The sequence below is a fragment of the Algoriphagus sp. genome (assembly GCF_024305035.1).
Taxonomy (GTDB): domain Bacteria; phylum Bacteroidota; class Bacteroidia; order Cytophagales; family Cyclobacteriaceae; genus Algoriphagus.
This window is the reverse complement of the sequence record NZ_JAMWZB010000016.1, coordinates 39,170-60,320: the sequence shown is the minus strand read 5'-3', so window position 1 is coordinate 60,320 and position 21,151 is coordinate 39,170. Positions and strand designations below refer to the sequence as shown.

Here is a 21,151-nt window from a genome sequence, read left to right as displayed (position 1 = left end):
CCACAACCCATGAAAAAGCGCCTATTAATTTTAAGTATTTTCTTTCCAATCACATCCATCTTTTGGGCTCAAGCTCAAGAATCTCCCTCAAGTATAACAGGAAGAGTGCTCGATAACCAAACCCTACCCATTCCATTTGCCAATGTGGCCCTCTACACCGCAAGTGATTCAAACCTGGTTAAAGTTGGGTTCACAGATGACGTTGGTAAATTTATCCTCCCTGGACTAGAGGCAGGTAGCTACTGGTTAAAAATCAGCTTCGTCGGCTATCAATCCTACACCAGCGACAAATTTGACTTAGGCTCCAACCTCGAATTGCCTTGGAAGGAGGTGAGACTTGAGAATTTAGAGGAAATACTAGACGAAGTGGTGGTACAGGGCGAAATACCAATCTTAGAGGTAAAACAGGGGCAGGTTATTTTCAACGTAGCCCAAAGCATCACTACGGTAGGAATAAGTACCTTGGAGCTGCTGAGAAAAACACCAAATGTACTCATCGACAATGCTGGAAATATCAGATTGTTGGGTAGAACTGGCGCTACTGTAGCCATCAATGGAAAAATCCTTCCCCTAACAGGTGCTGACCTTACGGCTTATTTACAAACCATCCAAACCGATCAAATCGAATCTATCGCATTAATCACGGAGCCTGGAGCCCAGTTTGATGCAGTGGGAACTTCAGGGGTGATCAATATTGTCCTGAAAAAAAACTCAGACTTGGGATCAAATGGGTCGTTTAGTTCGGGTTATTCCATAGGAAACAAGTCTCGCTACAATACCTCACTTTCTGGTAACTATAGAAACAACTTGCTAAACGTCTTTGGCTCGTATAGTTATAATCGATACCAAAATCCTTACGATGAGGACTTTTTAACCCAGCAAAAAGACTTAATCATAGACTTAGTGGCACAAGGTGATCTCGCTTTGAGTCGGCATGCCTTCCAAACTGGGGTCGATGTCAATCTGTCGCCAAAAAGTGTCATTGGATTTTTGGCCAATGGGAGCTTTCTTGATGGATCATTGGAAATAGCTGACCAAGCGACCATTGCTTCTTCCTCTGGCGTTGAAGGTTTGCTACGGGCAGAGAGCAATAATTTAGTCGCCCGCACCGATCTTTCATTTAATTTGAATTATCGCTTTCAAAATGAAAATGGTACATTTTTCAACCTCGATGCAGATTATGCCTATTTTGATAATAGCCTGAATAATCGTCAGCCTAACCAAATTTTTGATCCTACCGGGAGTACTATACTTACAGAAAACTTTTATGTCACCAATGCCCCTACGATTATCGATATCAAATCGATAAAAGCGGACACCGAATTTGCGCTCGGTCCAGGCAACTTGAGTTTAGGAATGAAATTTACCGATATTCAATCGGACAATGAGTTCGAGTTTTTCCGAGATGAAGAAGGTAATTTGATGCTAGACACCGAGCGATCCAATGATTTTTCTTACGCTGAAAATGTCACCGCTGCATATACTTCCTACCGGATTAATTGGGGAGAAAAATATAAACTCGTCACGGGTTTACGAGCAGAACACACTCAAACCAAAGGTAATCTACAAAGTCAACAGTCACTTGAAAACGCTTTGTTTGAGCGGAATTATTTAAACTTTTTCCCGAGTGTAAGTTTCAGCTACCTTCCTAATGAAAAACATGATTGGTCTTTTGGAGCAAATAGAAGGATAAATCGCCCAAATTATAAAAACCTAAATCCTTTCCAAGTTTTGCTAAATGAGTTTTATCTAGAGCAGGGCAATCCTAATTTACTTCCTGAATACGCCACAACTGTGACCATCGGGCATACCTATCACGCTACAGTTACCTCCTCTTTAACCTATAATCAAATTACAAACCTGTTTGGAGATCTGTATTTACCACTTGATAACGATCGAAGCATAGGAACCTTTGTAAATCTGGACAAGCAAACTCAACTCACTCTAAATATCAGCGCTCCACTAACTGTTTCAGAATGGTGGGAAGTATATGGTACGGTAACAGGATTTTATGTGCAAAATAAATTTGACACCCTGAATACAAGTTTTGATGCAGAAATGACCGCTATGAGTCTTTCGCTACAAAATACCTTTTCACTTCCTAAATCATGGAATATAGAATTATCCGGATTTTATAATTCCCCCACTTTACTCGGAGTGTATAAGACAGGTACTAGTTGGACTGTAGACGTAGGCGCTCAAAAATCAATACTAAATGACCGAGGCTCCGTCACCCTAGGAGTATCAGATATTTTTAAAACAAACTATTTACCTCAATTAGTCAGCTCATCATTAATTACTGTTGATCAACGCAGAATTGAAGATACCAGAAGGTTCATGGTGTCCTTTAGCTATCATTTTGGAAACAGTAAACTGAAGGCTTCTAGAAGTAGAGACACCGGTGTGGATGAGGAAAAATCAAGGACTAACTAATGGAACCCTCAACACGTATAGCCTTTTCATCCCAGCAAAATTCCTTCAAGGAAGAAGTCAAGCTAACCATGACATTGGGTTGGCCGATTATTTTGAGCAACCTGACCCAAATACTCCTGCCTATCATCGATGGGCTTATGGTAGGTTCTATTGACAGCAACCAATTGGCAGCTGCATCATTAGTAATCAATATTGCCACGATACCCGTCATTTTATGCTTGGCCTTACCGATGGCGTTATCGCCGCTTGTGTCATCCGCCTTAGGAAAATCAGACAATAGCTCACCCCTTAAGCTACTGGTTAATGGAATGTTGGTAGGAGGTCTATTTGCCTTGGTCTTGGCATTGATCTTTTATTTTGGGAGTGGGATTGTTTACCACCTTGGGCAAGACCAAGAGGTGGCATTCCTTGCAGAGGGATATTTGGTGATCATCGGATGGAGATTGATCCCGGTAGCATGGTTTGTGGCACTGACTAATTTTTCTGAAGGCTTGGGGAAAACAAAAATGGTAATGATTATCAATCTGATTGCGCTGCCGATCAATGTGTTTCTTAATTATCTATTGATATTTGGAAATTGGGGTCTGCCAGCGCTTGGACTCAATGGAGCCGGATATGGAACCCTATTGACCCAAGTAATTATTTTGATCGCATTTATCTATTATTTAGCTACCTCAAAAAGTTTTGCTGAATATCGAAAAGAGCTACAAAGTGCCTTTAAAGTGGACTATGCTATTATCAAAGATATTTTCCGAATTGGGCTTCCCTCTGGCATTCAGTTTTCTTTAGAAAATGGTGCTTTTGCATTTTCCGGTTTGATGGCGGGATGGCTAGGAGCTCAACAGCAAGCAGCTCATCAAATCGGGCTTTATATATCGTCTCTGACTTTTATGATTTCTATGGGAATCTGCACAGCGGGGACCATTCGAGTGGCATTCTATTTTGGTAAAAATGATTGGGCTTTAGTTAAAGCCATAGGCCGATCGACACTGATACTTGCAAGTTTGATAGGAGCGGTATTTTCGTGCCTTTTGATACTGGGGTACAACTATTTACCTAGATTATTTGTCAGCGAGTCTGAGGTCATAGAATTTGCCAAAATAGTTCTTTTGATGGCAGCTATTTTTCAACTTACCGATGCCCTTCAAGCAACCTCAGCGGGAATTTTGAGAGGAATTCAGGATGTAAAAGTTCCTGCCTATTTGGGTTTGGTGGCTTATTGGCTGATTGGGATTCCCTTTGGATATGTTTTTGCATTCCAAATGGATTGGGGAGTTTCAGGTTTATGGGCTGGATTGATTGTAGGTTTATCAGCCAATGCTTTTTTCTTAATGATTAGGTTTTTTAAACTGATCAAACCCGAGAGCAGAAAGATAGTTGGCGAACTAATTTAGAAGTTTATGGTACACATCAGCTTTGCTTTACTAAATCAACCACTTGGGCAGAGGGTTTTCGCCTATTACCTAAACCAATTGCCAAAACCAATGCAGGATAAGGCGAGCCAGTTCCGAAACTGGAAAGACAGAACCAATTCCATTTTGGGAAAGGTTATGTTAAAACACTGTGCCTCTAGATATTACAATATCCCTAACATCCTTAATCAGGTTAGCTATAACCCTTTCCAAAGGCCAGAGGTAGATGGACCTTTTTCATTTAGTATTTCTCATTCTGGCAATATGGTGGTCTGTGCACTGAGTGAAACCCATCAACTCGGAATAGATATCGAGTCACTCGCAGCAATCGATTTTGATCCCTATCAGGAGTATTTGTCAGATAAAGAATGGATGCAAATAAAACTTGCCATGGATCCAAATCGGGAATTCCTAAAGATTTGGACTCAAAAGGAAGCGGTAATTAAAGCTGATGGTAGAGGTTTAACCCTTCCACTTAAAGAGTTAAACCCAAGTGACTCTCATTTAAAAATTGATAAACAGTCCTGGTATCTTCATCAAATAAACCTACAGTCAAATTATATTTGTCATTTAGCTACAGACAAAGTACTCAAAAGTCAAGATATCAAAACGGTGGATTGTATGGATCTAATCATCAATGCGTTTATAAAAAGGCCTTTGGAAGCGATATAGGCTATAAAATTGAAGGATTTTAGGAAGTGAACCTTTCTATAGGGCCCGAGTGGTTACTTCCTGTGGATGTACATCCCATTACATGCTTGGTTTTTGACTTTGGAGAAAAAGACCTGTGCGGAAATCGCGGTAATCCATTCATGTCCATTTCAAAAAACTAGAAAAAGGGGCTGTCCCGAATGCCAGACAGCCCCTTTTTTGATTACAACAACTCATTGGCCAGATTCGCCAATTCGGATCGCTCCCCTTTCTCCAGCTTAATGTGTGCATAAAGGGGGTGATCTTTTACCCGGTCAATGAGGTAAGAAAGGCCGTTAGACTGAGAATCCAAATACGGCGTATCAATTTGATGTACATCCCCTGTGAAGACAATTTTGGTGTTTTCTCCTGCACGGGAAATAATCGTTTTGATTTCGTGGGGAGTCAAGTTTTGCGCCTCATCCACGATAAAAAAAATATTGGACAGTGATCGTCCACGGATATAGGCTAAAGGCTGAATAACCAACTTTTCCTGATTCACCAATTCGGTGATTTTCTGGTATTCTTTATCGGTCTCTTTGTACTGATTTTGAATGAATTTCAGATTATCCCAAAGTGGCTCCATGTAGGGATTGAGCTTAGACTTAATGTCTCCCGGCAAGTAGCCGATGTCTTTATTGGAAAGAGGGACAATAGGCCTTGCTAAAAATACCTGCTTATATTCCCTTCGCTGTTCCAATGCACCGGCTAGCGCTAAGAGCGTTTTTCCCGTTCCAGCTACTCCTTGAATGGATACTAATCGGATGTTTGGATTGGTGATCGCATGCAGGGCAAAAGTCTGCTCAGCATTTTTAGGCTTGATATTGTAGGCCAACTTTTTGTCCACCCGCTCCAAAATATTTTCTTCAGGATTGTAAAAAGCCAAAACTGAGTTCTTATCACTTTTTAGAATGTAATAGGCATTGGCTTTTCGCTTTCGGGTTCCGAGAATTTCCTTGGCGTCGATATACCCCGAGTCATAGAGCGTATTGATCGCTTTGGGGTCTACATTATCCAAAATGTACTTTCCCGTATTTTCTAGCTCATTGATATTTTTGATTTTACCCGTTTCGTAATCTTCGGCAAGGATTTCCAAGGATTTGGCTTTTAACCTAAGATTGATATCCTTGGAAACCAGGATTACCTTCCGGTTTTTTTCATGCTCTTTGAGATAAAGTGCCGCATTGAGGATTTTATGGTCATTTTTTTCTTCTCCAAAAATCACATTGGCGTTGACTTTATTTTCGGGATTCATCAGTACTTTGAAATTTCCCTTTGTCTTGCCATTAAGCGGTGTCCACTCATGAATCATGTGATCCATGGACAGCTTATCCAGTAATCGTATAAATTCTCGGGCCTCAAAGTTTTTGGTGTCATTGCCCTTTTTAAATTGATCGAGCTCTTCAAGCACAGTAATTGGAATTACTACGTCGTGCTCGGCAAAGTTCATAATAGAGTTGTGTGCGTAGAGGATCACCGAGGTGTCCAGCACGAAGATTTTCCGATCTTTATCGGCTTTAGCTCTAGGCATGTGCAGGTAGGTATTTAGTGGTATCGTATTGGTTTAATTTAGAAAAATATCCCATCCATTAGCTAAGTTTTAACAATAAATTATGATTAAATAACGAGCACAAGGCTTTATCAAGTTGAAAATCAAGCCAATAAAAAAGGGTGAGAAAATACCTTTCCCACCCTTTTCCCCTTTTTGTGATAGTTTAATCCAAAAGCGCTGCAATATCCTGCTGATCCAGACTTTTCATAAAGCTTTCTTCAGTAGAAATCAACTCACCTGCCAAAGCTAGTTTGCGGTTTTGTAAGGCCATGATTTTTTCCTCGACCGAATCCCTGGAAATAAATTTGTAAATGATCACTTTGTTTTCCTGTCCGATTCGATGTGCCCGGTCGATCGCTTGTGCTTCCACAGCTGGATTCCACCAGGGATCCAAAAGGAATACATATTCGGCCCGAGTCAGATTCAGCCCAACACCGCCTGCTTTAAGTGAGATCAAAAATACCTTCACTTCATCTTGTTCTTGGAATTTCTCTACCTGAGCTTGCCGGTCTTTGGTTGAGCCGTCCAAATAGGCATAGGTTATTCCCTCCTCATCCAGGTATTTTTTGATGATGGCCAAGTGCCTGACAAATTGACTAAACACGAGGACTTTGTGCCCTTCTGAAATCGTGGATTGCAACATGTAAGTCACATCTTCCAGCTTTCCAGAATCCCCCTGGTAATCCTCTCGAACCAACTTGGGATGATTGGCGATTTGCCGGAGTTGGGTAAGTCCACGCAGCAACGTAAACTGCTGCGACCCCCGACCTGCCATGCTGAGTTCGCCAATGATTTTTTCTCGATAGTAGGTTTTAACCTCTTCGTACACTTTTTCTTGAGCAGGAGTCATGGCCGAATATTTCACATTGGTGATTTTCTCCGGCAAGTCCGTAGCCACTTGGGTTTTAAGACGTCGAAGGATAAAGGGTTTGATCAGGGCATTCAGTTTGATCGCTTTGTCCTTATCATTCTGCTTTTCGATGGGCTGCAAAAAATTCTTTTTAAAGGAATTCTGATTTCCCAATAGACCGGTGTTGATAAAATTCATCTGAGACCAAAGGTCCATAGTCCCGTTTTCGACTGGGGTACCGGTAAGAATCAGCTTTTGCTTACTCTTCAATTTATTGACAGCTAAGGCAATATTACTACTCGGGTTTTTAATCGCTTGAGATTCGTCGAGGATGATGTAATTGAAGTAAAAATCCTTCAAAATATTCACATCCAATCGGGTGATACCGTAAGAAGTCAAAACCAAATCATAATCCCTGAATTTCCAGGGATCTTTAATCCGCTGGGTTCCTGAGTACACCAAAATCTTAAGATCCGGTGCAAATTTCCGAGCTTCCAGTTCCCAGTTGTAAATCAGCGAAGTCGGCATGACCAAAAGCGAGGTAAATCCCGGGTTTTCTTGCTTTTCGTATGCTAATAAGGCCAAAGTTTGCACCGTTTTTCCCAAACCCATATCATCTGCCAGACAGCCTCCAAAACGGAATTCATTCAGAAAACGAAGCCAATTATACCCTGCTTTTTGATATGGGCGAAGGGTTCCTTCAAAAAACTCGGGCAACTCATAATCGTCGATGCTTTCGAAATCCCGCAGCTGCTCTAATTTTCTGCTTAGCGTAAGCTGCACCAGATTGCCCTCTTCCAATTGCTTTGCCAAGGCAATATGGTGCTTGCGCATGATAATTTGATCTTTGGTACTGCCTTCCTCCATGAATGAGAATATTTCTCCGTAATTCACATACCATGAGGCAGGAATAACGGCAGTCTCTCCATTGGGAAGCTCAAATTCGCTTTTACCACTCAAGATCATACTTCGGATTTTGGAGAAAGGAACCAAGTAGATCCCAAATTTGATCATCGCTTTGACATCAAACCAGTCAATGTTTTCATTGACCTCAATGGTGATTTGAGCTTTTCCGATATGGTAAACTTTTCCTTCAGGATTTTTGCGTTGTACGATTTTTATCTTTTTGGCTTCCAGTTCCTCTTCATGATCCGAAATCCACTCAAAAGCTTTAGTCTTTGACCAAGAAACTTTCCCTTCCCGCACAGGCAGGCCAAGATCATTTAATACTTTACCAAATGATTTTTCTTTCTGAAGGCTTCGAATGGTCTTTTTGAAAATAAAATCTCCGTCTTTTTCAACAAGTGCCACAGACTTACCCGCCGATTGGTCTTTTCCAGTTTCGATTGGGAAATCATTTTCACCGTACTGAAACCGCAGCTCAAACACAATAAATTCTTCCTTTTCTGTATCGGCTTCCTCTCCAAAAAGATCTTGCTTTGAGCTACTCGGTAAATCCTGAATGGTCAACAAAACCTGCGGGGTACCTCTTGCAGTATCGATTTTGAATCCTTTGGCATCTACATCATATTGCTTGAGAAGTGGAGCCATAAATTTCCTGAAGTAGGTAGGCTCCATTTTTTTATCAATGACGATGAATTTCTTATTGAGAAAAGGCAACAATTTTTTTCCATCAACTTCCTGTTCAAAATGAAAAAGTTGCTGATTGACAATTAGCCATGCCGGATCTTTACAAATGAGATACCCCCCTTTGTATTGCCACTCTATTTTTTTTCCTTCATACTTTATGGTTGGAAAATAATGTGTGTTTTCAGGGTTTCGGAAAAAATGAAACATAATAGATGCTCCCACCGGATTGACAGTGATCTCTCGCCAAGTGGGATTCCCGTCTGAACCCATTTCAAAAAGTCGTTTACCGATCAGCAATGGGAGAATTTTGGCTCGACGAATCTCCAGTCCCTCTTCTAGCAACCGCTGTACTGTCAAGTCCTCTGTTTTGGGATCAAAAATCCGCTGCAAATATTCTTTGGGACGAAGGTTCTTTCGCTTGATGTGCGGTTTGATGAGCAAATCAGGCTGCAACGCATCCATCATTTTAATCAACTCATAATCTCGCTTGTCAAGCCCTGAATCAAACTCCTGGGCATTGGCTGAGCTGATGTTTTGATAGGCATAAGAAAGACGGCCTTTATCATCAATTTGAACGACAAAAGATTCGATCAACAGGCCTAAATACTCATGGCTAAATATAGAATAAACGATTTGAAATGGCTTTTCAGCATCTACAATCATAGTATGGGAATAAATAAATCTGGAGAAAGGTTGGGGTAAACCTCCTACCGAATAAAGATTTAAGGATTGTGAATTAGGTATTTAACCTGAAAGTTACTAAAAAATACCCTTAGGATTTAAAAAAAGGTAATAAATCAATAAAAATCTCCGACCTTTTTTTGATCGGAGATTTAATTATTCTTCGCTAAGCAATGTCGAATTATCCTTAGCTTCTTGATTTTCATCCACGCTTTTTTCAGGGAAAAAACGACTCTGAAATATTAATATAATTGCAACACCCACGAAAATGGCCGCGTCAGCCACATTGAAAATAGGCCAAAGTGCGGTATAAGATCCACCCCAAAGTGGAATCCAACTCGGGACATATCCCTCCCAAATATCAAAGTAAAACATATCGACTACTTGCCCATGAAACCAGGGCGTCGGGGCATTATAGGGGGCATTATTTAACCAAACTCCATAAAATACAGAGTCAATTAAATTCCCAATAGCTCCACCCAAAATCATGGCTATACATATAATATATATAGGATGATTCTTTTTCTCTATTATATAATATAGATAATATCCTATACCAAACATGGCCACTAATCGAAAAGAAGTAAGCAACATCTTCCCATACTCGGTTCCCAGTTCCATCCCAAAAGCCATTCCCGGATTGGTTGTGTAGTGTAGTTTAAACCAATCTCCAAAAACCGGAATTTGCCCCGGGGTACCAAAATCCATTTGGAAATGAACCAGCATCTTTACCGCTTGATCGATGGCAATAACCAAAAGAGTGATCCCAAAATATTTGATATAGTTTTTCATTGCGCTGCGTAAGCCTTTTATACTTTTTGTACCCTAACGGCAAGTTCGAAATCATCCAAATCCAAAACTTGAATTTCTCGGTCAAGAACTTTGACCTCAAGCGTGGTTGCCTGTGTCTCGGATTGAATATAGTTACCAAATGCTGATACGGCTGATTCGACCAAAGGATTTCCTTCCGCAATGGCAATTGAGATTTTATCCTGCACTTCGAGTCCCATGTCCTTTCTTAAATTCTGAATGCGATTGACCAGATCTCTTGCGATTCCTTCTTGTCTGAGCTCATCGGTCAAATTGACATCCAAGGCCACCGTTACACCAGCATCTGATGCCACCGACCAGCCTGGAATATCCTGAGAGGAAATCAACACTTCCTCCAAAAGAATTTGGATTGCTTCTCCCTCCACATCAATGCTGAAGTTTCCTTCTCGCTCGATTTGGTTTATTTCTTCCTGTCCCCAGGACTTGATCGCTGAAGCGACAAAACGCATTTTAGGACCGTATTTTTTACCTAGTACTGGCAAATTCGGTTTCACTTCTTTGACCAGAATACCGGAAGCATCATCAATGTACTCCACCGCTTTGATATTAACTTCGGACTTGATCAGTTCTTCCACATGTTCGATTTGAGCCTGTATCTTTTTACTCAATACCGGGATCAAAATCCGCTGTAGCGGTTGGCGGACTTTCAGCTTTTCTTTCTTCCGTAAGGAATGAACCAAAGAGGAAATCGTCTGGGCCAAGTCCATACTCGCTTCCAGATCCTTGTTGACCGAAGCAACATCAGCGGCGACCCAATCGGTTAAATGCACCGATTCCCTCGCATTTTCTGCAGATTCAGTCAGATTTTGGTACAACCAATCCGCATAGAATGGCGCAAAGGAAGACATCAATTGTGTTAAGCTGAGCAGGCATTCATACAGAGTCTCATAAGCTGCCTGCTTATCTGCATTCATATCTCCTCTCCAAAACCGTTTTCTGGCCAATCGCACATACCAGTTGGAGAGCTGATCTACCGTGAAATTCATGATCGCACGAGTGGCTCTTGTGGCATCGTAATGATCCATGGATTCCTCCACCTCAGCGATAAGGGATTGAAGCTTGGAGATGATCCACTGATCGAGTTCAGCTCGATCCTTCACCGCAATCGACTTGGACTTGTCGTAAACAAAGGAATCCAAATTGGCGTATAGCGCAAAGAAATTATAAGTGTTTTGAAGCGTACCGAAGAAACGTCGCTGTACTTCGGTGACTCCGTCCAAGTTGAATTTTAAGTTATCCCAAGGATTGGCATTGCTGAGCATGTACCAACGTAAAGCATCCGGTCCATATTCCTTCAGGGTTTTGAAGGGGTCGACCGCATTTCCCAACCGCTTGGACATTTTGTTGCCGTTTTTGTCCAAAACCAATCCATTGGCAATCACATTTTTGAAGGCAACTGAGTCAAATAACATCACCGCAAGGGCATGGAGGGTAAAGAACCAGCCTCGCGTTTGGTCCACCCCTTCGGCAATGTAATCAGCCGGATAATTGGCTTTGAAAACATCCTGGTTTTCAAAAGGGAAATGCCATTGTGCATAAGGCATGGCGCCTGAGTCAAACCAGACATCAATCAAATCCGGTTCGCGCAGCATTTTTTCACCTTTTTCCGAAACCAAAATCACCTCATCCACATAGGGACGGTGCAAATCCAATTCTTTGCCCTCGTAAGGCGATTTTTTCATAAAGCCTGCAGCAATCGACTTTTCTATTTCCGACTCCAGCTCTGCAATTGAACCGATGCACTTTTCTTCGCTTCCATCACTTGTTCTCCAAATCGGCAGCGGCGTACCCCAAAACCGGGATCGGCTGAGATTCCAATCCACCAGATTTTCAAGCCAATTGCCAAACCGTCCTGTGCCGGTCGCCTCAGGGTTCCAATTGATGGTTTTGTTCAGTTCAACCAGTCGGTCTTTGAAAGCGGTGGTTTTGATAAACCAGCTCTCCAGTGGATAGTATAAAATAGGCTTGTCTGTACGCCAGCAATGAGGATAACTGTGCTCGTATTTTTCGACCTTGAAGGCCTTGTTTTCGTTTTTTAAAATGATGGAAATGATGATGTCCGTGTTTTTGAAATCCGCGGTACCCTCGTCATCATCGGTATAGTTTTTTACATAAAAATCATCCGCTCCAAACGTTTTGTGCGCGGTGATGCCATGTTCCTGCATTTTTGCGGCTAAATACTCCCCGACCACAGGAATAAATTTTCCCTGCTTGTCCACGACGGGGATATCATTTCCCAATTCATCTTGGACAAATACCCCAGGAACATTGTTTTGAACCAAGGTTCTAAAGTCATCCGCACCAAAGGCTTTGGCCAAATGAACGATCCCCGTGCCGTCCTCTGTGGTCACATAATCCCCAGAAACTACCGTGAACGCCGGATGAGGAAGCTTCAAGGCCTCAATCGGAAATAATTGCTCGTATTCCCAGCCCAGCATGTCTTTTCCTTTAAACTCCTCGATCACTTCGTAAGGGATGAGTTTGTCACCCGCTTGGTAGTTTTCCAATTTCAGTTCGGCCGCTTTTGGATTCAAATAGGCTCCCATTCTGGCTTTTGCCAGAATCACAGTTGCAGGCTCATGGGTGTAAGGATTGAAAGTCTTGACCTTGACATAATCCAGATTTTCTCCGATGGCCAGGGCGGAATTGGAAGGCAAAGTCCACGGCGTAGTCGTCCAGGCAAGGATGTAGGTGTTTTCCTGATTTTTCAGCTTAAACTGTGCCGTGATCGAGGTGTCTTTGACATCCTTGTAAGTTCCCGGTTGATTGAGTTCGTGTGAACTTAGTCCCGTTCCTGCGGCTGGGGAATAGGGCTGAATGGTATAGCCTTTGTACAAAAGATCCTTGTCGTAGAGTCGCTTGAGCAGATGCCACAGCGTCTCGATGTACTTGCTGTCAAAAGTGATGTAGGGATCATCCAGATCGACCCAATAGCCGATTTTCTCGGTCAAGTCATCCCATTCGTCTTTGAAACGCATGACAGTTTCCCGGCATTTGCGGTTGTATTCTTCGACGGTAATTTTCTTACCGATATCCTCCTTGGTGATGCCGAGTTCTTTTTCTACCTGCAATTCTACAGGAAGACCATGCGTATCCCAGCCCCCTTTTCGCTTCACTTGAAAACCCTTCAGCGTTTTATATCGGCAAAAAATATCCTTGAGCGTCCGGGCCATCACGTGGTGAATCCCGGGAGTTCCATTGGCTGAGGGAGGACCTTCAAAAAAAGTAAAGGTCTCAGCACCATCGCGATTGGCAACGGATTTTTCGAAGATTTTATTTTCCTTCCAGTACTGAAGAACCGACTCTCCGATATGCGGATAATCGACCTGTTTGAATTCCTGATACGTTTTCACAGTGTCCTTTTTTGAGGGATTAGGTGAAGAAAAAGGAGAGATGCCAAGCATCCTCCTCAAAACAAGCCACAAAGATAGCAGAAAAGGGCCTTTTTGACAGGCTTATTTCAAAAAATGGTATTCCGTTTAATCTCCCATTGAAAACTTTGGATAATTTGAATTTGAAAGTCACTAAAATCAAAATGCTAGATCCTCTCAAAATCACTGATTATTAAAATTTGAGTTATTTAAAAATATTTTATAAGCAATTGCCTTTCAGATTATAAGGATTATTTTCATCTAGTTTTTACCCAGTTGACATCTTGAAATAATCCAGCCTTGAATACCAAACTCTTTCCCCGCCTTCACCTTTGGCTGATTTTGCCATTTCTACTTACCCTTGCTGGATTTCATCAATACTGGATGGGATTCACTTCCATGCCCTTTCACTGGCATTTGCATGGAATCTCCGCTACGGCATGGTACCTGATTTTGATTGCCCAACCTTGGATTTATCACCATAGGTCCATCCATCTTCACCGAAAAGTGGGCATGGTCGGATTGGTCTTGGCTGGATTTGTGACGGCCTCCGGATTAAACATGGTCAAAGGAAACCTGCAGGCTACTGAAGCCAGTCCGCTGTTTGATGTCCGCTACAGCCTTTCCTCATTGGATTGTCTTTTTATCGGATTCTTCATGCTTTCGGTGATTTTGGCGGTGATGAATGCGAGGAATACGGCCTCTCATGCCCGATGGATGATCTCGACGGTTTTTTGGGTACTTTCTCCGGCAACCGTGCGCCTTTCCTATGTTCCCTTACTGATGGTATTCCAACCGGAAAGTTTTTCCGACTTACCCTTTGTCTGGTCGGATGTCTTTGTGGGCAATCAGGTGCTGATTATTCTGGTGCTTTTATTTTTGATTTTCAGGGATTTTCAAAAGGAAAAGAAAATCTATGCCTCCTATGTTTTGGTAACGGTCGTACAGGTTTTGGCTATTCCCATTCTCCTGTTTTTTAAAGATTCCCCTTGGTTGAGGGAATTGATGAACTCGGTGTTTTTGTGAGTTTGCATCTAATTCAACTGAGGGCCACATAGGTTTCATGAAGTAGGGTCCATTTCTTCCCTTCTTTTCGATAGAGTTTCAAAATTACTCCACCACTTTCCATAGACATGACATTTTCAAATACAAACCCATAAATCTCCTCATTTTTTCCTTCCTGAATTAAGGGAAAGGACAATTGATAACCCGTTTTGGAAAGTTGGGCTTGGATCATTTTGGGTTTTACTTTTCTTGGCTTTTCGGTTTGCAGGGATTGCTCAAAAGCTCGAATCTGCTGCCCCGTAAATAAGCTGTCCAGATTGAAGCTCTTGGTCGGATCTAAAATATCCCGCTCAAAGGCGAGGGAAAATTCCCCCTAGGTTTTAAACTTATCCTTAGGACTGTAAAAATCGGATCTGATGGATTTTACGCTACTTTCGATTACCACTTGGTTGAGTAGAGAGTATTCGAGCTCAGGAGGTTTGCCCTGAACTAGAAAAATAAAGCTTAGGACGATTAGAAAATTTTGCATCGAAAAGTCAATTATCTAAAGTTTACTTATTCTGGTTTTACTTGCTAGAATCAATTAGAAAAATTAATCTAATAAACTAATTTGAGGAATTCAAGTAGATAGGATAGAGGTGGGGCATAATTAGCCTTACTCAATAGAAATCATAGTTTTATGTATTTTTTCCCAAAAATCCATTTCAATTCGTTTGTATATACAATATATGGTTTCTCCTTCAAACGATTCAATGATTAATGCATACATTTCCCCACGTTCGCTTTTCAGGACAATTGGATTTGTGAAATATAGTACGCTGGTATTTGCTTGGTTAAATTTTACTTTATTACAATTACTATCAATTTCTTTTCTTTTAATTTTATTACGGTTCTTTAAAGAAATTATACATTTTATTTTTTCTTTATAATTATGTCCAATTAAACTATCCAAATCAAGATTTTGGTTAATTGCAAAGAGGTCTGCATATTCTGCTTTTTTAGGATTAAAGTCATCATATTCATCAAAACCTTGAGATTCCCAAGAAATAAATTCTTTATTTATAGTGCACCAATCCCGCTCTACTAGCAATTGACTAATCAAGGAATATTCTAAAGTTTGTGCAGTAACTTTTTGGGAAAACAATCCAACTGTCACCAAAACTAGCTTAAGTACTAGGTTGACCTTTAGCATAATTGCCCAGATTCAAGTATAATTGTTTCCAGCGTTTTGGTAGAAAGCCATCCCTAAGTTGGGATAGCTTTTTTCAGAGGCCTATCTTATAATTCTCCAGATAACAAAGCAAAGCATTTAAACTTCCAATGATCGTCTACTTCGAAATGGTAAATTTCAACCGCTCTGTAAGACTTCTCCCAAATAAATAAGAAACAATAAGAGTCTATTATTATGGGTTCAGAAATATGCAAACCACTTCTTTCACTAGGTTCCTTTAGCGGTTTAAGTCTCTTGGGTAACTTCTTTCTTTCATAAGACTTGGTAAGAAATTCTTTTTTATTGAGACCTTCTATCGCTTCTTCTAAGGAGCCTTCATTAAATATACAAGTACCGATCCCAATATCGCTTTTGAATGTCAAAAATTCATTGATCCAAATTTCTTGATTTTTTGGCTGATAATAAACCTTTTCCTGCTTATCTGAATATTTGCCAAAGACATCATTTAAAAACTCGTATTGAGCACAAGATAATCCTTCACCATTATCAATATCCTGAGCATTTAATGATAAGGAGAAAATAAGGGAAACTAAAATCAAAATAAACTTGCATATTATGCTAATTGCATTTCTTACCCTTTGCTTCATAGTTCCCAGATTTTTCTTTATCAAGTAAATTTAAAATATCGTCCCAAGAAGTGCCTGAAGGTAAATATGGCTTTGCCTCATCCATAAGCTGAGTGGGATTTTCCTTTTTTACTAGCCCACCAAAAGCCATTTTATAGTAGTAATCAAATGGCAAACTTCCTGCCGTTGGTCCATATTTTTTATCCCAATTGTACAGAGATACTGCAATTCCTAAAATAAAATTACTCATGGCTGCATGTTGGGTATTTGGCCATCTTCCGTCTCCTGAACCCTTATATTTTTCCCAATAAATGTTTAATAGTTCAAGGCTTGATTTATCGGTTTGAACTTTTGTTTGTTCCCAAAGATAAGCATGCACCGTTTCATGTATGATGGTTCTTGCAATACTAAGGGAGGTGGCGTTTTTTAGGTAATCATTGTCTAGGGTGATAATGTTTACCCCTTGAACTCTATTAGTTACAGCATTTTGTCCCGAAAGATTACCATTTTGGATACGATAGTCAAATTGGCCACTATTTTCAAATAGGTCCAGCATTCCTGGGAAAATATCCAAGCTTCCCAAACCACTCTTATCAGTCAAATATGCGCTCCCTTTAGATAGCTCTTTAAAAATGTCGGCAGCGCAGGGATTGGTCAGTTGATTGATAATGGTTGAGGGCGCGGGTATCGATGGTGGATCATAGCTAGGTTCGTCCCTTGGTGGAGCAGTTATTGGGTCGTCACAACAAGTAGGTCTTTCATAGTCATAATTATCTCCTCCTTCACCTGAGCCACCATCTGGAGTATATCCTGTATCCCCAGTACAATATGTTTTGGTCACATCTAATACAGTTCCGCCACCTTGATTATCAGGAATAAAAATAGATCGTTCAACTTCATAACAATCTCCTGCTATTTTGGCTTGATGGTTGGTAGAATTAATTGGGTGGTAATTAAAATGATGGACCACTTCTCCATCTTCAAAGGTAAACACTATAAAATGCCGTTCATCATAAGTCCAGATATCCACTATTCCCGACCAGTCATGGGGGATACCCTTGTAATAGATTCCTTCAAAATCTTCTATTGATCCTTCCCCATCAGGATAGTATCTAGCGATCACCGGATCAAATCGCTCTTCTGTGGGATGCTTGACAAACATGATGTTCTGAATTACCAGTTCATCCGGGTTCCGATCCGGGAAGCTGTCTAGCATACTGGCAGGGAAGTATTTGGTTGCATTGGCCAAGCTCACTTCAAAAACCTCCCGTCCATCGGGAAAGTAGTAATGATGGAATTGCTCCCAATCGGGCTCTTTCTCGAAGAAGGGAAGGATCAATTCCTGTGACCCGGATCGGAGATTGCTGCCCCTCTCCGGCAATCGTAGCTTGGTTTTGTTTTGCTCAAACCAGTTTTTGACGTTGGATAGCTGATCGCGTTCGCTCAGTTCCACTCGGGGACTTTCAGGTTCCTGTACGCATGAACTAAGCAGTAAACTAGCCAAGACAAAAGCGGTTAAAATTCTCAAAAATCCGTTTATACCTGGATTTTTGTAATGGGGAGGTAAAATTGTTTTTCATTAGATGAAAGAGTGAGTTGAAAACTAATTGATTTCCAACTATAAAAATCTATTCTATGAAATGCAAGATTTTTCAGTAAAAAAGTAGGTTAAGAGAAGTTATTTCTTGAAATAATTATATGGTGAGGAGTAAATAAAAATATCTAATCCGCTTCGATTAAGCTGTAAAAAAGAATTTCTTTCATTTTGTTGCCAAAAAGGGTATCTCACCCTAAATGCTCAATCTGAAAAGCAAATGGTGTCTTTTCGATTAGCCTTGGACCCTTACTTCTTCATCAACCTGGCAATATAAAAACCGTCAAATCCACTTTCATGGGCCAACACCCGCTGCTCTTCGAGTAACTCAAAATCCTTTCCGGCTTCGGAATTTAAGAATTTCTCGATTTGCTTCTCATTTTCCGAAGGCAAAATGCTACAGGTCGCATAGACCAATTGCCCACCCTTTTTTAGCATGCTGGGATAGGATTGCAATATCTCCTGCTGGGTTTCCTGCACTTGGGCAATGGATTCAGGGCTGAGTTTCCACTTGGTATCGGGATTTCGCCGGAGTACACCCATCCCGGAGCAAGGCACATCAAGTAGCAGTCGATCCGCTGACTCTTTCAGTCGCTTGATGGTTTTAGATCCTTCGATCACTTTCCGCTCAATGATGTCAATTCCGTTTCGTCGTGCCCTGAGCTTGGTTTGCTGCAGTTTCCACTCCTCAAGATCCATGGAGAGGATTTTTCCCTTGTTCTCCATCAAAGCTGCTAGATGTAAGGTTTTGCCACCCGCACCGGCACAGGCATCGATTACGCGCATTCCCGGTTCCACGGCCAAAGCAGCAGCGACCAACTGGGAAGAGGCGTCCTGCACCTCAAAAAGCCCTTCCTTAAAAGCCGGGTTCCTGAAAATATTCTGTCTTTCCTCCAGGATCAAGGCATCCGGATAGCCTTTGACAATGTAAGTGCGGATACCATCAGCAGCCAGACGGTTTTTAAGTTGCTCCCGGTTGATTTTTAGTGTATTCACCCGAAGCACCACTTCTGCCTCTTCATTGAGACTGTGGATTTCCGGGGCCCATTTATCGCCCAGTTCTTTTTCGCCCAATTCCTGCATCCAATCGGGGATCGACTCCAATAGCGCCGGTTTCTCCAAGGCGTCGTAGCGGGTTTTCAGTTTTTCGGGATTGATCCGCGCAAATTCCTCCCAAGGCGGCAGCTCATTTCCCTGCATCAGCCAATAGGTGCCAAAAAGATCCCAGTAGTCTTTTGAGGGACTGAGGTAATTGATCAGTCTCCACCAGCGCACCATTTCATAAGTGGTCTCTGCGATAAAAGAGCGATCTCTCGCCCCCCATTTGGGATTGGATTTGAGGGTTCGCTCGATCACCTTATCGGCGTACTGTCCCTCTTCAAAAATGGCTTCCAAAGCGGAATGAACCCCTCGGATGGTATTGTTATGCAGCTTCATTCGATTCTATTTCTGCACAAAGGTAGGTTTTCTTTCCGAGTCTTTTGAATCCTCCAATCAAAAGGGCTTAAAGCTCAAGGAAAGGCGAACTCCTTCCCGTGCCACAGCCGATCCGAAATCGTATCGATCCCCAAAATAGCCTTCGGACAGTATATAGTTGGGATCATAAATAGTTAAGCCATTGGTGATGCTGGGAACTCCTTTCAAGCTTTGCTTGCGAAACTCCAAAAAATTAGCTCGCAAGCCCAGGTCAATTTTTGGGGAAAGTGACCAGGCAAAAGCCAAATCCAAGCCTGCTTTCCAGTTATTCTGCTCCATTTCCCGTACGATTGGTCCGGGAGCAATCGTGAGGCAATTCGGACAAGGCCACCAATACCAGTAAGAATAGTCTGGAAAAATCTCCAATTGCCCATTAGTTCCACTTTCATTCATTCCATAGAAATTGATATTCAGCGAGGTTTTTTCACCTAAGCTGATCCGGCGCTGTATAAATGCACCAAAACCAATCAATTCGCTTTGTAGTCCAACTGGAATAGTCTCAGTGGTATTGCCAATGTAAATCGCATTTCCATTCTCATCCGGCTCGGGTGCATAAAGCTCTCTAAACCGCTTCCCATCTTCCTGTTGCTGATAGGTAGCGCTAGGGCCCCCCAACAGTCCAATGGCCCATTTTTCACCCATAGGTATGCCTACAAATAACCTAGCACTTCCAAATCGATTTTTTTCAGGTGCAAAAAATTGGGGATAGCTCAGGGACTTTTCCCAATACGTACCGTCGAGCTCAAAGAATACACTGCGTTTTTCCTGAGCATAAGAAAGGAAAGGAAGAAGCAAAATCCAGGATAGTAAAATCAGTTTTTTCATGTGTTTATAATTGTCTTTTAGCGGTCACATGGAATCACGCAATTATAATCATCCCAGTGTGGGACTTTTTAGTCATGCTCGATTTCATGGGAAACGGTTTTCGTGTTTACCTTTACGAATACTTAAGAGAATTCGCTACAATGATTAATTATTCCACACTCGTCAAAAAATGGGCTGGGCAGCTGCCGCTTTATGAGCAGGTTGAAGCTCAAACGCTCGTTGAGTGGCTGCTGGAGCATCACTTGGGCTTGAGACGGGTGGATATGATGCGGTTTTTGGAGGAAAAAGACCTTCCGCAGGCATTGAGTGATGATTTTGAGCGGTTGAAAACCGGAGAACCCATACAGCAGATTTTGGGAAAGGCTCCTTTTTATGGCAGAGAATTTCAGGTGAGCAGAGATACGTTGATTCCCAGAAATGAAACCGAGGAACTGGTGCATTTGATCATCAAGGAGAATCCGAAATCAGGTCTAAAGATTTTGGATATGGGTACGGGCACAGGTTGTATTCCGATTACCTTGTTTTTGGAAATGAACCAGGCAGAAGTTTACGGATTGGATGTTTCTGCCTCTGCCCTAGCTATTGCTCAAAAAAATGGAAAGGCATTAAAAGCAAAGGTGAATTGGATTCAGTTGGATATTTTGAAAGAAGAAATTCCAATCCAAGACTTGGATATTTTGGTCAGCAATCCCCCTTATATTCCTGAAAAAGGCAAAGCCAAGATGCATTCCAATGTCCTGGGTTTTGAACCGGAACTGGCACTTTTTGTACCCGATGAGGATCCTTTGCTTTTTTACCGGAGGATTGCCGAATTGGGAAAAAAGGCATTAAAACCGAAGGGAAAACTTTACTTCGAAATCCACGAAGACTACGGAAAAGAAGTCAAGGATTTACTCTTGCAAAAAGGCTATACGGAGGTGAAGGTAATTCAAGATTTGAATGGGAAGGATCGGATGGTGTTTGGACAATTTTAAATTTTGGAACCCATAAGTGAAACTTTGACTTCAATATTTACTTATTGACCTCAATACCAAGATTTGGTAT

Annotated in this window: 15 protein-coding genes; 5 read left to right on the top strand and 10 right to left on the bottom strand. The window is 41.6% G+C overall.

Going from position 1 to position 21,151, the window contains the following annotated elements:
- The first annotated feature begins 9 nt into the window (after nt 1–9).
- From Q0L00_RS10830 to Q0L00_RS10820, 3 genes are all read left to right on the top strand, one after another.
- Entirely contained in the window at nt 10–2,433 is a 2,424-nt protein-coding gene (locus Q0L00_RS10830; RefSeq protein WP_297336891.1) for a TonB-dependent receptor, read from the top strand.
- Nucleotides 2,433–3,827 (top strand): MATE family efflux transporter, encoded by a 1,395-nt coding sequence (locus Q0L00_RS10825; protein WP_297336890.1) that lies wholly within the window; start codon nt 2,433–2,435, stop codon nt 3,825–3,827. The genes Q0L00_RS10830 and Q0L00_RS10825 overlap by 1 nt, the downstream gene beginning before the upstream one ends.
- Before the next feature lie 90 nt (nt 3,828–3,917).
- On the top strand, nt 3,918–4,517 hold the full coding sequence (locus tag Q0L00_RS10820) for a 4'-phosphopantetheinyl transferase superfamily protein (RefSeq protein ID WP_297336889.1): 600 nt from the start codon (nt 3,918–3,920) through the stop codon (nt 4,515–4,517).
- A gap of 202 nt (nt 4,518–4,719) precedes the next feature.
- Here Q0L00_RS10820 and Q0L00_RS10815 read toward each other — a convergent pair whose 3' ends face one another.
- From Q0L00_RS10815 to ileS, 4 genes are all read right to left on the bottom strand, one after another.
- The gene (locus Q0L00_RS10815) at nt 4,720–6,066 is read right to left on the bottom strand and encodes a PhoH family protein (protein ID WP_297336888.1); all 1,347 of its coding nucleotides are present in this window, start codon (nt 6,064–6,066) and stop codon (nt 4,720–4,722) included.
- Nucleotides 6,067–6,250: 184 nt separating this feature from the next.
- A complete protein-coding gene (locus tag Q0L00_RS10810; protein ID WP_297336887.1) occupies nt 6,251–9,190 on the bottom strand; it encodes a DEAD/DEAH box helicase in 2,940 nt (979 codons plus the stop codon).
- Between the two features lie 174 nt (nt 9,191–9,364).
- Entirely contained in the window at nt 9,365–10,000 is a 636-nt protein-coding gene (locus tag Q0L00_RS10805; RefSeq protein WP_297336886.1) for a lipoprotein signal peptidase, read from the bottom strand.
- A gap of 17 nt (nt 10,001–10,017) precedes the next feature.
- Complete coding sequence (gene ileS, locus Q0L00_RS10800) at nt 10,018–13,392, bottom strand: isoleucine--tRNA ligase (protein ID WP_297336885.1); 3,375 nt, start codon at nt 13,390–13,392, stop codon at nt 10,018–10,020.
- A 318-nt stretch (nt 13,393–13,710) separates the two neighbouring features.
- On the opposite strand from ileS, the gene Q0L00_RS10795 reads away from it, so the two are divergent.
- Nucleotides 13,711–14,436: a hypothetical protein gene (locus Q0L00_RS10795; RefSeq protein ID WP_297336884.1), complete on the top strand. Its 726-nt coding sequence runs from the start codon at nt 13,711–13,713 to the stop codon at nt 14,434–14,436.
- Between the two features lie 13 nt (nt 14,437–14,449).
- Here Q0L00_RS10795 and Q0L00_RS10790 read toward each other — a convergent pair whose 3' ends face one another.
- The 6 genes from Q0L00_RS10790 to Q0L00_RS10765 form a co-directional block, all read right to left on the bottom strand.
- Nucleotides 14,450–14,647 (bottom strand): hypothetical protein, encoded by a 198-nt coding sequence (locus Q0L00_RS10790; protein ID WP_297336883.1) that lies wholly within the window; start codon nt 14,645–14,647, stop codon nt 14,450–14,452.
- A gap of 423 nt (nt 14,648–15,070) precedes the next feature.
- Nucleotides 15,071–15,607: a hypothetical protein gene (locus Q0L00_RS10785; RefSeq protein ID WP_297336882.1), complete on the bottom strand. Its 537-nt coding sequence runs from the start codon at nt 15,605–15,607 to the stop codon at nt 15,071–15,073.
- Nucleotides 15,608–15,693: 86 nt separating this feature from the next.
- Nucleotides 15,694–16,233 (bottom strand): hypothetical protein, encoded by a 540-nt coding sequence (locus tag Q0L00_RS10780; protein WP_297336881.1) that lies wholly within the window; start codon nt 16,231–16,233, stop codon nt 15,694–15,696.
- Complete coding sequence (locus Q0L00_RS10775; RefSeq protein WP_297336880.1) at nt 16,205–17,740, bottom strand: hypothetical protein; 1,536 nt, start codon at nt 17,738–17,740, stop codon at nt 16,205–16,207. Before Q0L00_RS10775 ends, Q0L00_RS10780 begins: the two co-directional genes overlap by 29 nt.
- A gap of 315 nt (nt 17,741–18,055) precedes the next feature.
- Nucleotides 18,056–19,243, bottom strand: coding sequence for an RsmB/NOP family class I SAM-dependent RNA methyltransferase (locus Q0L00_RS10770; RefSeq protein ID WP_297336879.1), 1,188 nt, complete (start codon nt 19,241–19,243; stop codon nt 18,056–18,058).
- Nucleotides 19,244–19,300: 57 nt separating this feature from the next.
- Nucleotides 19,301–20,107: a hypothetical protein gene (locus Q0L00_RS10765; RefSeq protein WP_297336878.1), complete on the bottom strand. Its 807-nt coding sequence runs from the start codon at nt 20,105–20,107 to the stop codon at nt 19,301–19,303.
- A 140-nt stretch (nt 20,108–20,247) separates the two neighbouring features.
- Here Q0L00_RS10765 and prmC point away from each other — a divergent pair, with 140 nt between their 5' ends.
- Nucleotides 20,248–21,081: a peptide chain release factor N(5)-glutamine methyltransferase gene (prmC, locus tag Q0L00_RS10760; RefSeq protein ID WP_297336877.1), complete on the top strand. Its 834-nt coding sequence runs from the start codon at nt 20,248–20,250 to the stop codon at nt 21,079–21,081.
- The last annotated feature ends 70 nt before the right edge of the window (nt 21,082–21,151 follow it).

Excerpts from the sequence above, each read along its gene's own strand:
- Q0L00_RS10825 (WP_297336890.1), top strand. The coding sequence starts at position 2,433 with ATGGAACCCTCAACACGTATAGCCTTTTCATCCCAGCAAAATTCCTTC.
- Q0L00_RS10810 (WP_297336887.1), bottom strand. The coding sequence starts at position 9,190 with ATGATTGTAGATGCTGAAAAGCCATTTCAAATCGTTTATTCTATATTT.
- Q0L00_RS10785 (WP_297336882.1), bottom strand. The coding sequence starts at position 15,607 with ATGCTAAAGGTCAACCTAGTACTTAAGCTAGTTTTGGTGACAGTTGGA.
- Q0L00_RS10820 (WP_297336889.1), top strand. The coding sequence starts at position 3,918 with ATGCAGGATAAGGCGAGCCAGTTCCGAAACTGGAAAGACAGAACCAAT.
- Q0L00_RS10805 (WP_297336886.1), bottom strand. The coding sequence starts at position 10,000 with ATGAAAAACTATATCAAATATTTTGGGATCACTCTTTTGGTTATTGCC.
- Q0L00_RS10815 (WP_297336888.1), bottom strand. The coding sequence starts at position 6,066 with ATGCCTAGAGCTAAAGCCGATAAAGATCGGAAAATCTTCGTGCTGGAC.
- Q0L00_RS10765 (WP_297336878.1), bottom strand. The coding sequence starts at position 20,107 with ATGAAAAAACTGATTTTACTATCCTGGATTTTGCTTCTTCCTTTCCTT.
- prmC (WP_297336877.1), top strand. The coding sequence starts at position 20,248 with ATGATTAATTATTCCACACTCGTCAAAAAATGGGCTGGGCAGCTGCCG.
- Q0L00_RS10780 (WP_297336881.1), bottom strand. The coding sequence starts at position 16,233 with ATGAAGCAAAGGGTAAGAAATGCAATTAGCATAATATGCAAGTTTATT.
- Q0L00_RS10830 (WP_297336891.1), top strand. The coding sequence starts at position 10 with ATGAAAAAGCGCCTATTAATTTTAAGTATTTTCTTTCCAATCACATCC.
- Q0L00_RS10770 (WP_297336879.1), bottom strand. The coding sequence starts at position 19,243 with ATGAAGCTGCATAACAATACCATCCGAGGGGTTCATTCCGCTTTGGAA.
- Q0L00_RS10790 (WP_297336883.1), bottom strand. The coding sequence starts at position 14,647 with ATGATCCAAGCCCAACTTTCCAAAACGGGTTATCAATTGTCCTTTCCC.